We start from the raw sequence: 13,914 nt of genomic DNA, 5'->3' as shown, positions 1-13,914 counted from the left end.
GCCCTTGCCTCAATCCCAGATCAGCCGCGCCGCCAGCCCGGCAAACATCACTCCCGCCACACGGTTCAAAAGCCCCGCACGGGCCCGCAAGACATGGGCAAATCCCCCCGCCGCCGCGCCAAGGCACAGCGAAAAGGCAAAGCCAAACCCGGTAAATATCGCCCCCAAAACCACGATCTGCGCCCAAAGCGGGCCGATCGCGGGGTCGGTGAACTGCGGAATGAAGGCAAAGATGAACAGCGCCGTCTTGGGGTTCAGCACATTGGTCACGAACCCACGCCGTACCGCGCGCCACAGGCTTTGCGCGGCGCGTCCTTCCTCGACCCTATCGGCATGGCGCCACGCCTGTACTGCCAGCCAGACAAGATAGGCCGCCCCGGCATAGCGGATCACGTCATAAAGCGCCGGCCGCGCCAGCAATATCGCCGACAATCCCGCAGCCGCCATCGCCACATGCACAACGATGCCCAGATTGACGCCCAAGGCGGCGGCCATCCCCATGCGCGGCCCGCCCCGCATCCCGCTGGCCGAGACAAAGACGAAATCCGCCCCGGCGTGATATTCAAAAGCAACCCGGCGGCAATGAACCCTGCCAGAAGGGCAGGCTCGAATCCGGTCAAAACATCCCAAAGCATCGCCTACCCCCTTCCCGGCACCGAAGCCGCGCCAAGCGCCACGCCATAGGCCACGAAACAGGCGGCCATCGCGCGGCGCAGCCAGACGTTGAACACCGCGTTCAACGCCACCCGGCCCAATCCCGCGCCCAAGGCGGTAAAGCCGGTGTAACTCAGCGCGGTGATGGTCAGGGCCGTGGGGAAAATAACCCACATCTGCTCCCAGATCGGCACATCGGGTTGCACGAACTGGCTGAAGGCCGCCAGATACCCTGCCACGCTTTTCGGGTTGATGGTCGCGATCATGAATCCCCGCCAAAACACCGACCCACGCGTGACGGGTTCCTCTGCAACGGGCCGCCGTGCCATGATCCAGCCGCGCGCCCCCAACCAGATCAGGACCCCGGCCCCGATCCACTTGGCCACGGCAAACCCAAAAGGCGAAGTGGCGATCAGCGCCGTCACCCCCGCCGCCGACAGCGTCAGGAACAGGCTCGCCTGACACAGGATCGCCAAGACACCCCAAAGCCCCCGGCGAAACCCCACGGTCATGCCGTTGCGCAGGCAATTCAAATGGTTCGGCCCCGGCGTGGTCACGAACACCACCCAAAACAGCGCGAATATGGTCCAAGCCTCGAAACTCATTTCATCCCCTCAATACACCGGCGGGGCGATTACCCAGATCGCCACGCAAGGGGTGTCATGCGGGTTGGACCAACTATAAAGCTCTCCACGAAAGCGGAAACTGTCGCCGGGCCCAAGCGAAAACACCCGCTCTCCGATCTGCAACTCCAACTGCCCGGAAATGACATAACCCACCTCCTGCGTCGGCCGTTTGGCGGGCACTCGCATTTTCGATCCCGGCGCAAAAGTGGAGTGGATCACCTCGAAATCATCGGTCAGGTCGGGCGAAAGCAACTCCTCGACCAACCCTTCCTCGCCCGCGCCCATGGGCCGCCGTGCCCCGGCCCGCACGACATAGCCCTGTTCTTCCACCGGCGCGCTCGCATGGCCGAACAGCATCGACATCGGCACGCCCAGTGCCGCCGCGATCTCGCGCAGGTCACTGATCGACGGCTCCGAAAGGTCGCGCTCCACCTGGCTCAGCCATCCAACCGACCGCCCCAAAATCTCGGACAAATCCGACAGGGTCAGACCCCGCGCCTTGCGCAGGGCCCGCAGGTCCTTTCCGAGCGTTTGTGACGTGCTGATCGCGTTTTGCTGCATGTAACTTCCGTGAAAAATTCGTCCCGTTTTTCACGCTCAACCGAATCCATGAAAAAATCAACAAAAATTTCACGCCGCAGTGCAGCACCCTTGCGAGCGGCCCAATCAGCAGCTATCGCACAGGTTCGCCAAACCACAGGCCCGCCATGCCAAATCTCTTTGAATTTGCCCTGATATGGATCACCGCGATCAACATCGCGGCATTTTTGTGGATGGCATTGGATAAACGCGCCGCCCGAAAGCGCCGCCGCCGCATCCCGGAACGCCGCCTGCTCTGGCTCGCGGCCCTTGGCGGCACGCCGGGCATCTTTGCCGCTATCCACGGGTTTTCACACAAAACCCGCAAACAGCCGTTCCGCCGTTATCTCTTCACGATCCTGGCCGTCCAGATCATCGTCGCAGGTCTTTGGCTGGCCCGTTAGAGGCCATCACTTATCAGAGCGCTCCGCGTGCTTGTCCTTGGCATGCTTGACCAATTTGTCCCAGCGATGATCCTTCAACACCCGGCGAAAGGCCCGCTCCAACTCGGCCACGCCATTGCGCTCATACCACCGCCCATGCGCAAGGATCACCCGCTCGGGTTCCCAGCCGATCATGGCCTCTACATCCCGGGCCAATGCCGCCTTGTCCCTGAAGCTCCAGCGCATATCGGGCGGCATCTTCCCGTCGCTGTCGTCGATCCCCGCGATCCAGACCAAGGGCCGCATCCAGACCGGCAGTTTCTCGGACTCGAAGGCCTCGATCAGGTCCGTCAGGATCAATGTCTTGCTGGCCTTGTGAAAAAACACGGCCTCGCGATGCGCTTTACTGCCCTGCACGATCATCTGCCGTAGCTGGCCAGCCCAAGGTCTTTCGGCTTTGTCGGCCTGCAAATCTCGGGGTTTCGGCAACGTCAGCCCCTTCTTCTCGGCCCGCGCCACGACACCGGGCGCTGCCCAGAAGGCGGCCTTGGGAAAGGCCGCCAGCCACTCGGCGACATGCGCATAATGAATCCAGTTCGGCGCGACCAGATGCGCCACCGGTCCGACAGCCTCCAATTCTTCGCGCAAGCCATCGGTCAATTGCGTGGGCGAATGCACCCACAAATCGCCGTTCTCCAAGCGCACCACCGTGGCACGGGTCGAAAACGGCAAGCCCATGAATGTTATGGCAGGCCCGTCGATCAGCCAGATGCCCTCAGCCACAGGCTTGAGGGTATTGAGCGGCTCATATCCCGTCGGACCTGCCAACCTGTTATTCCGTCACCGTGACGGATGTCATCACATCGGGTTGACCGATCACCGCACCATTGCGGCCTTCGCCGCGCTTGATGGCATCGACAACCTCCATCCCCTCGGTCACCCGCCCCACGACGGTATATTGCCCGTTCAGGAAATGCCCCGGCTCGAACATGATGAAGAACTGGCTGTTGGCGCTGTCGGGGTTCTGGCTGCGGGCCATGCCCACCACGCCGCGATCAAAGGGAATGTCCGAAAACTCGGCCTTGAGGTCCGGCTTGTCGCTGCCGCCCATGCCGGCGCGGCGCATGTCACCGCCCTCGATCAGGCCAAACTCCACATCGCCGGTCTGCGCCATGAAGCCGTCGATCACCCGGTGAAAGACGACCCCGTCATAGGCTCCCTCTTCGGCCAGTTCGGTGATCTGCGCCACATGGCCGGGGGCCACGTCCTCCAACAGGTCGATCTTGATCACCCCGTTGGCCTCGCCCGACACTTCGATTTCCAACCCCGTGGCCAGTGCGGGTGCTGCCACGACACTCAATACAGCGGCCAGTTTAAGCATCGGCGGCCACCTTGACGCTGACCATCCGGTCGGGGTTCGCGGGCGGCTCGCCACGTTGAATGGCGTCCACATGCTCCATCCCTTCGACCACCCGGCCATAGACCGTGTATTGACCGTTCAGGAAATGGTTATCGCTGAAATTGATGAAGAACTGGCTGTTGGCGCTGTCGGGGTTCTGGCTGCGCGCCGCGCCGATGGTGCCGCGATCATGCGGAATACGGCTGAACTCGGCCTTGAGGTTGGGCAGGTCGCTGCCGCCGGTGCCCGCCATGCGCGGGTTGTAATCCTTTTCCATGTTGGCATTGGCCACATCGCCCGTCTGCGCCATGAAGCCATCGATAACCCGGTGGAAAGCCACGTTGTCATACTGCCCACTGCGCGCCAGTTCCTTCATTCGCTCGCAATGGCCGGGGGCCACATCCGGCATCAACTCGATGGTCACGGTGCCATCTTTGAGTTCCACCAAAATGGTGTTTTCAGGGTCCTTGATCTCGGCCATTCGGGCCTCCTCCTGTGATAAGTTTCCCCGATACCTATGGCCTCGCGCGGCAATGGACAAGCGCCACCTTGACGCCCCGCCCCCAACAGGCCAAGAGAGGCCGGCGTAAAAGTGGAAGACGGAGACTTGGGCATGAGCTGGAAAACCCTTGATGATATGGACCTCGACGGCAAAACGGTCCTGACCCGCGTGGACATCAACGTGCCCATCGAAAACGGCATCGTCACCGACGCCACCCGCATCATCCGCATCGCCCCCACGGTCAATGACATCCTCGACAAGGGCGGCAAGCCGATGCTGATCGCCCACTTCGGCCGCCCCAAGGGCAAGGTCGTCGACGAAATGTCCCTCCGCCCCATCGTCCCGGCCCTCGAACAGGCCCTTGGCCGCTCTGTCCAGTTCATCGAAACACTCGACGGGGCCGAGAACCTCACCGCCGAAGCCAAGGGCGCCGAGGTGCTGCTCTTGGAAAACATCCGCTTTCACCCGGGCGAAGAGGCCAACGATCCCGAATTCGCCACCCGCCTTGCGGGCCTCGGTGATATCTACTGCAACGATGCCTTTTCGGCGGCGCACCGTGCCCATGCCTCCACCGAAGGGCTGGCCCGCCACCTGCCCGCCTGCGCCGGCCGCCTGATGCAGGCCGAACTCGAAGCGCTCGAAGCCGCGCTCGCCACGCCGCAACGCCCCGTGGTGGCCGTCGTCGGCGGCGCCAAGGTCTCCACCAAACTGGACCTTCTGGGCAACCTCGTGGAAAAGGTCGATCAACTGGTGATCGGCGGCGGCATGGCTAATACCTTCCTCGCGGCCCAGGGCCTGAATGTCGGCAAATCGCTGTGTGAACACGACATGGCCGATACCGCCCGCGAGATCATGACCAAGGCCGGCGCGGCGGGCTGTGAACTCCTGCTGCCGGCCGATGTGGTGGTCGCCCGCGAATTCGCCGCCGGGGCCGAGAACGAAACCGTCCCCGCCCATGCCGTCCCCGAAGACGCGATGATCCTCGACGCAGGCCCGCAAGCTGTGGCGCGCATCACCGCCGCCTTCGACAAGGCCAAGACGCTGATCTGGAACGGCCCCCTCGGGGCCTTCGAAATCGCGCCCTTCGATGCCGCCACCAACGCCGCCGCCCTTCACGCCGCTCAGCTTAGCAAAGCAGGCAGGCTTATCTCCGTCGCAGGCGGCGGTGATACCGTGGCCGCCCTCAATAAATCGGGGGCTGCGGGCGATTTCACCTATATCTCCACGGCCGGCGGCGCCTTCCTTGAATGGATGGAAGGCAAAGACCTGCCGGGTGTGGCCGCGCTCAAGGCCTGATCCGGAGGTGCGGCAGTAGCGCCCACCGATTTCTTGAAAAGAAATCGGTCCGAAATCTTTTGAAGATTTCGGGCACCGCACAGGCCGCCCGGCCACACAAGCCCGCCGCGCGCACCCTGAAAAGACGACACTTAAGCAAACTGCCACGGCGGCAACCGCTGTTAGCGCCACCAGAATTGCAACGCCCGCCCCCCTCGCCTAGAAGCGGGCCAACTGGTGCGCCCGCACGTATTTTATTCCGAATCCAGAGGTCAGATCATGTCGAACGAACATCAGGCAGAACAGGTACGCAGTGGCAAAGGCTTTATCGCGGCCCTCGATCAATCGGGGGGGTCCACCCCCAAGGCCCTGCGCCTCTACGGAGTTGAGGAAAACGCCTATGGCAACGATGGCGAAATGTTCGATCTGGTCCACGCCATGCGGACCCGCATCGCCCAAGCCCCGGCCTTCACCGGCGACAAGGTGGTCGGCGCGATCCTGTTCGAGATGACCATGGACCGCCAAATGGGCGGGAAACCGACTGCGCAATTCATGTGGGAAGATCGCGGTGTCGTTCCCTTCCTCAAGGTCGACAAGGGCCTCGCCGAAGAAGAGAAGGGTGTACAAATGATGAAACCCATGCCCGACCTCGACGCCCTGCTGGAGCGTGCCGTGAAGGCCGGTATTTTCGGCACCAAGATGCGCTCGGTCATCAATGCCGCCAATGCCGAAGGCATCAAGGCCGTGGTGGCGCAGCAATTCGAGGTCGGCAAACAGATCCTCGGCCATGGCCTCGTGCCGATCATCGAGCCCGAGGTGACCATCTCGATCGCCGACAAGGCCGAGGCCGAAGGGATTCTTCTGGCCGAGATCAAGGCGCAACTGGACGCCCTGCCGGGTGATCAACAGGTCATGCTCAAACTGACCCTGCCTGAGGCGGCCAATCACTACAAACCGCTGGTTGACCACCCCCGCGTGATGCGCGTGGTGGCCCTTTCGGGTGGCTATTCGCGCGACGAGGCCAACACCCGCCTGTCGCAAAACACCGGCATGATCGCCAGCTTCAGCCGCGCCCTGACCGAAGGGCTTTCAGCGCAGCAATCGGATGATGAGTTCAATGCGACCATCGCCGCATCGATCGACAGCATCTATCAGGCTTCGATCGCGGGGTAGACCGCTCGGCGGTATGGGGGCTTTGCCCCCGCCGCCCTTCGGGCGACTCCCCCCAGGGGTATTTGACCCAAGAAAAAACCACCGACGCGACACCGACAGATTACAGACGTTAGACTGACATCGGTGTTCGGCAGAATATTTTTGATCAAATTATGGTGGCATTGTCCGATCCAAGCGATTAGCCTGAGCCTCGAAAAGGCGCAAGGATCGCTCCCATGGACCTGTCAGACCACTCTACCTTCCGCGTCGCCACCTGCGACCTCAACGGCCAGATGCGTGGCAAGCGCGTGCCGGCAAGCTATGCCGAAAAGTTGTGTAAAGGCGCGGTGCGTATGCCGCTTTCGGTGCTCAACGTTGATATTTTCGGGGCCGATATCGATGGCTCGCCATTGGTGTTCGAAACCGGTGATGCCGATGGCATCTTGCGACCGACAGGGCGCGGCCCCGTACCGATGCCGTGGCTCGACGGGTCACCGCCGCTGGTCCCCATGACCATGCACTTTGAGGACGGCACAGCCTTTGACGGCGACCCGCGCCACGCCCTTGAAAATATACTGCAACGATACGCCGCTCATGGCTGGACCGTGATCGCCTCGACCGAGCTGGAATTCACCCTCGTTGATGACAGCGGTGAAGGCTTGGCCCCGGCAAAAGACCCCAGAACAGGCCGCCCGCTTGAAACCCCCGAGATCCTGTCGGTCGCGCAACTCGACGCCTTCGACGACTTTCTGAATGCCCTATATGACGGCTGCGCCGCCATGGGCATCGCCGCCCAGACCGCCACCTGCGAGTCAGGAATCGGGCAATTCGAAATCACCCTGCATCATCAGGAGGCCCTGCGCGCCGCCGATGACACATGGCTGTTCAAGACCTTGATCAAGGGGCTGGCGCGCAAGTATGGCTTGGCCGCGACCTTCATGGCCAAACCCTTCGCCGATGACGCGGGCAACGGCATGCACATGCATTTTTCGGTTCTGGACGAGACGGGCCGCAACATCTTTGACAATGGTGGCGATGACGGCTCGGACATCCTGCGCGCCGCTGTCGCCGGCTGCTTGGCGGCCATGGCCGATAGCACGCTGATCTTTGCCCCCCATGCAGGCAGCTACGCCCGGCTTGTGCCCGGGGCCCATGCCCCCACGGGCGCGGGCTGGGCCTATGAAAACCGCACCGCGGCCCTGCGTATTCCCGGCGGCCCACCTTCGGCCCGGCGCATCGAACACCGCGTCGCAGGCGGCGACATCAACCCCTACCTGATGTTTGCCGCCATTCTTGGCGCCGCCTTCATCGGGATCGAGGACGACATGACGCCCCCCGCCCCCATCACCGGCAATGCCTATGACCACGACCTGCCACAAATGGCCGCCGACTGGTCCACCGCCATCGACCGCTTTGAGGCCAGCCCCCTCATGCCCCGCATCCTTCCCCCGGAGCTGGTTCGCAACCTCGTGATGACCAAACGCCAGGAGTTGCGCCTGCTGGCGAGCCGCCCGGAAGACACCCATTGGCGCGTCTATCTCGACACCGCATAAGCAGGGTCTTGCCGCATAGCGGAACAACCGTTACCCTATAATTTGATCAAATTATGAGAGCAGCATGAAGATCGGCATTCTACAAACCGGCCACGCCCCCGAAATGGTACTGGGGGAGCTGGGTGACTATGACACCATGTTCGCCCGTCTGCTTGATGGGCATGGCTTCACCTTTCGAACATGGAATGTCGTCGATCAAGACTATCCGAATACCCCGTCCGATGCGGACGGTTGGCTGATCACCGGCTCCAAGCACGGCGCTTATGAGGATCACCCGTGGATTCCCCCGCTCGAAACCTTCATCCGCGACATCTATACCGATGGCCGCCCCCTCGTTGGCGTCTGCTTTGGCCACCAGATCATTGCACAGGCCCTTGGCGGGACCGTCGAGAAATTCAAGGGGGGATGGGCGGTAGGCCGGACCAGATATGAGATGGAAGGCGCCCCCCTTGATCTCAACGCATGGCACCAGGATCAGGTCGTCACCCTCCCGCCCGAAGCACGGGTCATCGGGTCCAACGATTTCTGCGCCAATGCCGCCCTGCTCTATGGCAACCGCGCCTACTCCATCCAGCCCCACCCCGAGTTCACATCCCGCATGGTCGAACAATTGATCAAACATCGCGGCCAAGGTGTCGTCCCCGACGACCTTCTGGCCGAAGCCGAGGCACGCCTTGCCGCACCAACCTCTGGTGATACCATCGCCCGGCGCATCGCCGAATTCTTCAAACAGGAGCGCTGAACATGGCCGACTGGAAAGACACCCTGCCCGACGCGGCGCAAAGCTATCTCGAAGGCCGCCGCCTCGACGAGGTGGAATGCATCATTGCCGACCTGCCCGGCATCGCCCGGGGCAAGGCCGTACCAGCCTCAAAGTTCGCCCGCCAACAACACTTCCACTTGCCAGACTCGATATTCTACCAAACGATCACCGGCGATTGGGGCGAAGCTGCGGGCGAGGAAGGCTTCATCGAACGCGACATGATCCTGCGCCCCGATATGTCCACCACCACGGCCGCCCCCTGGACGGGGGACTGGACCCTACAGGTCATCCACGACGCCTTCGACCGCGAAGGCGAACCCATCCCCTGCGCGCCCCGGAATGTCCTGAAACGCGTGGTCGATCTCTATCACCAACGCGGCCTGAAACCCGTGGTCGCGCCCGAGATGGAGTTTTTCCTTGTCGCCCGCAACCTCGACCCCGCGCATGAAATCCAGCCGATGATGGGCCGCTCTGGCCGGCCCGCCGCCGCGCGACAGGCCTATTCCATGACCGCCGTCGATGAATTCGGCCCGGTGATCGACGACATCTACGATTTCGCCGAGGCCCAGGGCTTCGAGATCGACGGCATCACCCAGGAAGGCGGCGCCGGACAGCTTGAAATCAACCTGCGCCATGGCAGCCCGGTAAAACTCGCCGACGAGGTCTTCTATTTCAAACGCCTGATCCGCGAGGCGGCCCTGAAACACGATTGCTTCGCCACCTTCATGGCCAAGCCGATCGAGGACGAACCCGGAAGCTCCATGCACATCCACCACTCGCTTCTGGATATGGACACCGGCCAGAACATCTTTGCCGGGCCAGACGGCGAGGCGACCGACGCCTTCTACCACTTCATCGGCGGCCTGCAAAAACACCTGCCCGATGCCATCGCCATCTTTGCCCCCTACGTCAATTCCTACCGCCGCTACGTCAAGGACCACGCAGCCCCAATCAACCTTGCCTGGGCCCGCGACAATCGCACCACCGGCATCCGCGTGCCACTTGCCTCGCCCGAGGCCCGGCGCGTGGAAAACCGGCTGGCGGGCATGGATTGCAACCCCTACCTCGGCATCGCGGCCAGCCTCGCCTGCGGGCTTTTGGGGCTGCAAAACGAAACCAAACCCGACGCCGAATTCAAGGGCGATGCCTACGAGGGCGAGGCTGACATTCCCCGCGTTCTGGGGTCTGCCCTCGAACTTTTCGACAATGCCGAAGACCTGCATGCCATCCTCGGTCCGGAATTCGCCCGCGTCTATTCGATCGTCAAACGCGCCGAATACGACGAATTCCTGCAAGTCATAAGCCCCTGGGAACGCGAGCATCTGCTGCTCAACGTCTGACACATCCCGCCCCTTCTTCTTTTTAAAAATATCCCGGGGGAGGCGCTGAAAATCCCCGATTTTCAGCGTCGGGGGCAGCGCCCCCAAAAACACCACAGGTGACCCTTATGAACCTGCTCTTCTCGAATGACCGCCGCGGTGAATACCCCGACAGCTGGTACGCCGCTACCGCCAACACCCTGCCCCCGTTCGACAGGGTGCGCGGGTACATTCGCGCGGATGTCTGCATCGTGGGGGCGGGCTATACCGGCCTTTCGGCGGCCCTGCATCTGGCCGAACGAGGGCTTGACGTGGTGCTGTTGGAGGCCCACCGCGTCGGCTTCGGCGCCTCGGGGCGCAACGGCGGGCAACTGGGCTCCGGCCAGCGCATGGAACAGGACGGGCTGGAAAAACTGATGGGCCCTGAGGATGCCGCGAAACTCTGGGATCTGGCCGAAGAGGCCAAGGCCCTTACCAAATCCCTCATCGAGACGCACAAGATCGATTGCCACCTGAAACCCGGCGTGGCGCATATGTGTTTCACCGAAAAAGAGGTGGCCGGGGAACACGCCTACGCCGACCATCTGGCCGATCGTTACAGCTACACCGCGCTCGAAAAGCTGGATCACGACGCAGCACAAGCCCTTTGCCCGTCACCAAGCTACAAGGGCGGTACGCTGGACATGACGGCGGCGCACCTGCACCCGCTGAACTACGCCCTCGGGCTCGCCCGCGCCGCGCAGGCCGCCGGGGTCCGCATTTTCGAAAACTCATGGGTCAGCGACATCACCAAAGGCAGCCCCGCCACCCTGCAATGCGATCAGGGCAAGGTGCAGGCCGATCACGTGATCCTGGCCTGCAATGGCTATCTCGGCGGGCTGGACCGGCAGGTCTCGGCCCGGGTCATGCCAATCAACAACTTCATCGCCGCCACTGAACCCCTGGGCGATGATGCCGCCCGCGTCCTGACCCAAGACGTGGCCGTGGCCGACACGAAATTCGTGGTCAATTACTTCCGCCTCAGCCACGACAACCGGCTGCTTTTCGGTGGCGGCGAAAGCTATGGCTACCGCTTCCCCGACATCGACGCCACCGTGCGCAAACCGATGGCGCAGATCTTCCCGCACCTTAAAGACGTGCGGTTCGACTACACTTGGGGCGGCACGCTGGCCATCACCATGAAACGCATGCCCTACCTTGCGCGCCTTGCCCCCAACATGCTCTCGGCCTCGGGCTACTCCGGCCATGGCGTGGGCACCGCCACCCATGCGGGCAAACTCATGGCCGATGCCATAGCCGGTGAGGCCAGCGGCTTTGACACTCTCTCCAAGGTACCAGCCCCACGCTTCCCCGGCGGCCACGCCCTGCGCAGCCCGCTTCTGGCCCTTGCCATGACATGGTACGCCCTACGTGATCGGTTGGGGATGTGACCCGAAAACCGCGCGCGACGCACTGTCGCGAAAATTTCACTTGGGATGTGGCCTGACCTGTTTTAGGTTTTCCGAAACATGACTTCAGGAAAACCGAAAACATGACCCAAGCGCCCAACGTCCACGACGCCGAAGCCATCCCCGAAGCCGCCCGCGCCGAGATCGACCGCCTGCTGCAGTCCGGCGACCTGTTTCGCTATACCGCGCCACAGGATGCGCCGGTGTCCCTTCTGGAACGTGAATTCGCCAGCGTCATGGGCAGCAAATACGCCCTCGCGGTGTCCTCCTGCTCGGCGGCGCTTTTCCTGTCGCTCAAGGCGCTTGACCTGCCGCGCGGCGCACGCGTCCTGATCCCGGGCTTCACCTTCGCCGCGGTTCCCTCCTCTATCGTGCACGCCGATTGCCAGCCCGTGTTGTGCGAAGTCGGCGAGGATTACCGCATCGACATCGAGGATTTCACCGCCCGGCTGGATGACGACATCTCCGCCGTGATTGTCAGCCACATGCGCGGCCACACCTCCGACATGGACGCGATCATGGCGCTTTGCGATGCGCGCGGCATCCCCGTCATCGAAGACGCCGCCCACTCCCTCGGCACCCTCTGGGACGGTCGCAAGATCGGTACGATTGGCAAAATCGGCTGTTTCAGCTTCCAGTCCTACAAGCTGGTCAACGCCGGCGAAGGTGGCATCATGATCACCGACGACGCCGACCTCGTGGCGCGCGCCGTCATCATGTCCGGTGCTTATGAACACAACTGGGCCAAGCACATGGCGGGTGACGACCCCGCCCTCGAAGCCGCCTTCGCCCGCTGGCAGAACAAACTGCCGCTCTATAACCTGCGCCTCAGCAACCTCAGCGCCGCGATCATCCGCCCGCAACTGGCCGAAATCCCCCGCCGCGTTCGCGACGGGCGCGCCAACCACGATTATGTGGCCGAGCGCCTGAACACCTCACCCTTCCTGCAAGTACCGCCGAAACTGGCCAAGGAAGAACGCGCCCCGGATTCCATCCAGTTCAACCTCGTGGACCTGTCCGAGGCCGAGGCCCTCGCCTTCGCCCAAGCCGCCGCTGCACGCGGGGTCAAGGTACAGGTCTTCGGCCAAAGCACCGACAACGCCCGCGCCTTCTGGAACTGGCAATTCATCCCCGGCCCTGCGCAGGAATTACCGCGCACGCGTGCCATGCTCATGCAAGCCTGCGATTGCCGCTTGCCCGCGCGCCTGACGCGCGACGAGCTGGATTTCATCGCCAATGCGCTGCTGGACGCCGCGCAAGAGGCCACCGGCGGGCTACGTGCCTACGGCACTTGATCACAACAAGGTCAGGCTATCGGCCATGAACGGGTGGCGCGCGATCGCGGGCGTCACCAGTTGCTCCTGAAATATCGGCCGCAACGTTGCGGCCACCTGCGCGGGCATCTCGCCCAGGATATCCTTACGTGCAGTCAGGCTTATCGTCCGGGTTAGTGGCTCGAACGGCAGTTCCAGAACATCGATCTGATCGGCAAAACGCTGTGCCCGCATAAGTGCCAAGGGCGGCAGGATGGTCCATCCCGCCCCACGCCCGACCAGCGCCAGAATGGCGTGGTAACTGTCGATCTCGAAGCGGTGCCGCAAGGTCAGGTTCTGCTTGGCCAGATGCGCATTGACCAGCCGCCCCATGTAATGGCGCTGCGTATACTGCACCATGGTCATCCGCTTGAGTTGCCTCAAAACATCCCCGTCCTGGTCCACCTCACCCTTGGGCGCAGCCACGACAAACCCTTCGCGCAACAAGGGATGCACCTCGACCCATGCATCTTCGGCGCCAAGCTCGGCGGCCACGATGACGTCCAACGCGCGGGCATCCAGCAAATCATACAAGTAATGGCTGGCCCCAGTCTCCAGAAGGAACTGGCAGCCCTTCAATTCCTCGGCCATATGGGTCAGCAACCGGGGCGTCACATCCGCCTCCAGATCTTCGATCATGCCAAGGCGAAACCGCGTCAGATGCGACAGGTCTGACATGGCCAGCTCTGCGCGCGCCTGCGTCGCCTCGTTCAGAATAACTTGCGCGTGGCGCTTCATGATTTCGCCCGCCGGCGTCAGGCGCACGGGCCGCGCATTGCGTTGCAGCAATGTCGCGCCGACCGCGCCTTCCAGATTGGTCAACTGCTGGCTGACTGCCGATGGACTGGCCCCCAACCGCTTGGCCGCAGCCGAGATAGACCGCTCGTCGGCGGTGGCCATGAACACCTCGATCCCCCAAAGGGTGATCCGCCCGGGGCTGTCGACCAT

Annotated in this window: 15 protein-coding genes; 8 read left to right on the top strand and 7 right to left on the bottom strand. The window is 62.7% G+C overall.

Annotated elements, in window-relative coordinates; genetic code table 11:
- Positions 1–9: 9 nt before the first annotated feature.
- The 3 genes from FDP25_RS13585 to FDP25_RS13575 all read right to left on the bottom strand — a co-directional run bounded on the left by FDP25_RS13585 (position 10) and on the right by FDP25_RS13575 (position 1,841).
- On the bottom strand, positions 10–501 hold the full coding sequence (locus FDP25_RS13585; protein ID WP_246175847.1) for a LysE family translocator: 492 nt from the start codon (positions 499–501) through the stop codon (positions 10–12).
- 137 nt (positions 502–638) lie between these two features.
- On the bottom strand, positions 639–1,259 hold the full coding sequence (locus FDP25_RS13580; RefSeq protein WP_154152744.1) for a LysE family translocator: 621 nt from the start codon (positions 1,257–1,259) through the stop codon (positions 639–641).
- 9 nt (positions 1,260–1,268) lie between these two features.
- Positions 1,269–1,841 carry a helix-turn-helix domain-containing protein gene (locus tag FDP25_RS13575; protein WP_154152741.1) on the bottom strand — a complete coding sequence of 191 codons (573 nt, stop codon included), beginning with the start codon at positions 1,839–1,841 and terminating at the stop codon, positions 1,269–1,271.
- Positions 1,842–1,987: 146 nt separating this feature from the next.
- Between FDP25_RS13575 and FDP25_RS13570 the strand changes: the two genes are divergently transcribed.
- Positions 1,988–2,263 (top strand): DUF1294 domain-containing protein, encoded by a 276-nt coding sequence (locus FDP25_RS13570; RefSeq protein WP_154152738.1) that lies wholly within the window; start codon positions 1,988–1,990, stop codon positions 2,261–2,263.
- 6 nt (positions 2,264–2,269) lie between these two features.
- Here the strand turns inward: FDP25_RS13570 and FDP25_RS13565 are convergent, their stop codons facing one another.
- Genes FDP25_RS13565 through FDP25_RS13555 form a run of 3 tightly spaced genes read right to left on the bottom strand, consistent with a single transcriptional unit; the run spans position 2,270 to position 4,122 of the window.
- A complete protein-coding gene (locus tag FDP25_RS13565; RefSeq protein WP_246175846.1) occupies positions 2,270–3,070 on the bottom strand; it encodes a DUF4336 domain-containing protein in 801 nt (266 codons plus the stop codon).
- A gap of 4 nt (positions 3,071–3,074) precedes the next feature.
- Positions 3,075–3,623, bottom strand: a complete 549-nt coding sequence (locus FDP25_RS13560; RefSeq protein WP_154152736.1) for a peptidylprolyl isomerase — start codon at positions 3,621–3,623, stop codon at positions 3,075–3,077.
- Entirely contained in the window at positions 3,616–4,122 is a 507-nt protein-coding gene (locus FDP25_RS13555) for a peptidylprolyl isomerase (protein WP_154152732.1), read from the bottom strand. Before FDP25_RS13555 ends, FDP25_RS13560 begins: the two co-directional genes overlap by 8 nt.
- Before the next feature lie 132 nt (positions 4,123–4,254).
- Between FDP25_RS13555 and FDP25_RS13550 the strand changes: the two genes are divergently transcribed.
- The 7 genes from FDP25_RS13550 to FDP25_RS13520 all read left to right on the top strand — a co-directional run bounded on the left by FDP25_RS13550 (position 4,255) and on the right by FDP25_RS13520 (position 12,948).
- The gene (locus tag FDP25_RS13550; RefSeq protein WP_154152728.1) at positions 4,255–5,439 is read left to right on the top strand and encodes a phosphoglycerate kinase; all 1,185 of its coding nucleotides are present in this window, start codon (positions 4,255–4,257) and stop codon (positions 5,437–5,439) included.
- A gap of 258 nt (positions 5,440–5,697) precedes the next feature.
- On the top strand, positions 5,698–6,591 hold the full coding sequence (locus FDP25_RS13545) for a fructose bisphosphate aldolase (RefSeq protein ID WP_154152724.1): 894 nt from the start codon (positions 5,698–5,700) through the stop codon (positions 6,589–6,591).
- A 215-nt stretch (positions 6,592–6,806) separates the two neighbouring features.
- On the top strand, positions 6,807–8,123 hold the full coding sequence (locus FDP25_RS13540) for a glutamine synthetase family protein (protein WP_154152721.1): 1,317 nt from the start codon (positions 6,807–6,809) through the stop codon (positions 8,121–8,123).
- A 64-nt stretch (positions 8,124–8,187) separates the two neighbouring features.
- Positions 8,188–8,865, top strand: a complete 678-nt coding sequence (locus tag FDP25_RS13535; protein ID WP_154152718.1) for a type 1 glutamine amidotransferase — start codon at positions 8,188–8,190, stop codon at positions 8,863–8,865.
- Between the two features lie 2 nt (positions 8,866–8,867).
- On the top strand, positions 8,868–10,226 hold the full coding sequence (locus FDP25_RS13530; protein ID WP_154152715.1) for a glutamine synthetase family protein: 1,359 nt from the start codon (positions 8,868–8,870) through the stop codon (positions 10,224–10,226).
- Positions 10,227–10,333: 107 nt separating this feature from the next.
- Positions 10,334–11,635, top strand: a complete 1,302-nt coding sequence (locus tag FDP25_RS13525) for an NAD(P)/FAD-dependent oxidoreductase (RefSeq protein WP_154152712.1) — start codon at positions 10,334–10,336, stop codon at positions 11,633–11,635.
- Positions 11,636–11,736: 101 nt separating this feature from the next.
- Positions 11,737–12,948: a DegT/DnrJ/EryC1/StrS family aminotransferase gene (locus FDP25_RS13520; RefSeq protein WP_154152709.1), complete on the top strand. Its 1,212-nt coding sequence runs from the start codon at positions 11,737–11,739 to the stop codon at positions 12,946–12,948.
- Here FDP25_RS13520 and FDP25_RS13515 read toward each other — a convergent pair whose 3' ends face one another.
- The gene (locus FDP25_RS13515) at positions 12,949–13,914 is read right to left on the bottom strand and encodes a LysR family transcriptional regulator (protein ID WP_154152706.1); all 966 of its coding nucleotides are present in this window, start codon (positions 13,912–13,914) and stop codon (positions 12,949–12,951) included.

It is taken from the genome of Roseovarius bejariae, from assembly GCF_009669325.1.
Classification (GTDB): Bacteria; Pseudomonadota; Alphaproteobacteria; order Rhodobacterales; family Rhodobacteraceae; genus Roseovarius; species Roseovarius bejariae.
Note: the sequence above shows the minus strand (reverse complement) of the source record. Positions and strands in the feature narration are given on the sequence as shown.

Coding starts and splice junctions, on each gene's coding strand:
- FDP25_RS13570 (WP_154152738.1), top strand. CDS start 1,988: ATGCCAAATCTCTTTGAATTTGCCCTGATATGGATCACCGCGATCAAC.
- FDP25_RS13550 (WP_154152728.1), top strand. CDS start 4,255: ATGAGCTGGAAAACCCTTGATGATATGGACCTCGACGGCAAAACGGTC.
- FDP25_RS13540 (WP_154152721.1), top strand. CDS start 6,807: ATGGACCTGTCAGACCACTCTACCTTCCGCGTCGCCACCTGCGACCTC.
- FDP25_RS13525 (WP_154152712.1), top strand. CDS start 10,334: ATGAACCTGCTCTTCTCGAATGACCGCCGCGGTGAATACCCCGACAGC.
- FDP25_RS13545 (WP_154152724.1), top strand. CDS start 5,698: ATGTCGAACGAACATCAGGCAGAACAGGTACGCAGTGGCAAAGGCTTT.
- FDP25_RS13535 (WP_154152718.1), top strand. CDS start 8,188: ATGAAGATCGGCATTCTACAAACCGGCCACGCCCCCGAAATGGTACTG.
- FDP25_RS13555 (WP_154152732.1), bottom strand. CDS start 4,122: ATGGCCGAGATCAAGGACCCTGAAAACACCATTTTGGTGGAACTCAAA.
- FDP25_RS13585 (WP_246175847.1), bottom strand. CDS start 501: ATGGGGATGGCCGCCGCCTTGGGCGTCAATCTGGGCATCGTTGTGCAT.
- FDP25_RS13580 (WP_154152744.1), bottom strand. CDS start 1,259: ATGAGTTTCGAGGCTTGGACCATATTCGCGCTGTTTTGGGTGGTGTTC.
- FDP25_RS13560 (WP_154152736.1), bottom strand. CDS start 3,623: ATGCTTAAACTGGCCGCTGTATTGAGTGTCGTGGCAGCACCCGCACTG.
- FDP25_RS13575 (WP_154152741.1), bottom strand. CDS start 1,841: ATGCAGCAAAACGCGATCAGCACGTCACAAACGCTCGGAAAGGACCTG.
- FDP25_RS13515 (WP_154152706.1), bottom strand. CDS start 13,914: ATGGTCGACAGCCCCGGGCGGATCACCCTTTGGGGGATCGAGGTGTTC.
- FDP25_RS13520 (WP_154152709.1), top strand. CDS start 11,737: ATGACCCAAGCGCCCAACGTCCACGACGCCGAAGCCATCCCCGAAGCC.
- FDP25_RS13530 (WP_154152715.1), top strand. CDS start 8,868: ATGGCCGACTGGAAAGACACCCTGCCCGACGCGGCGCAAAGCTATCTC.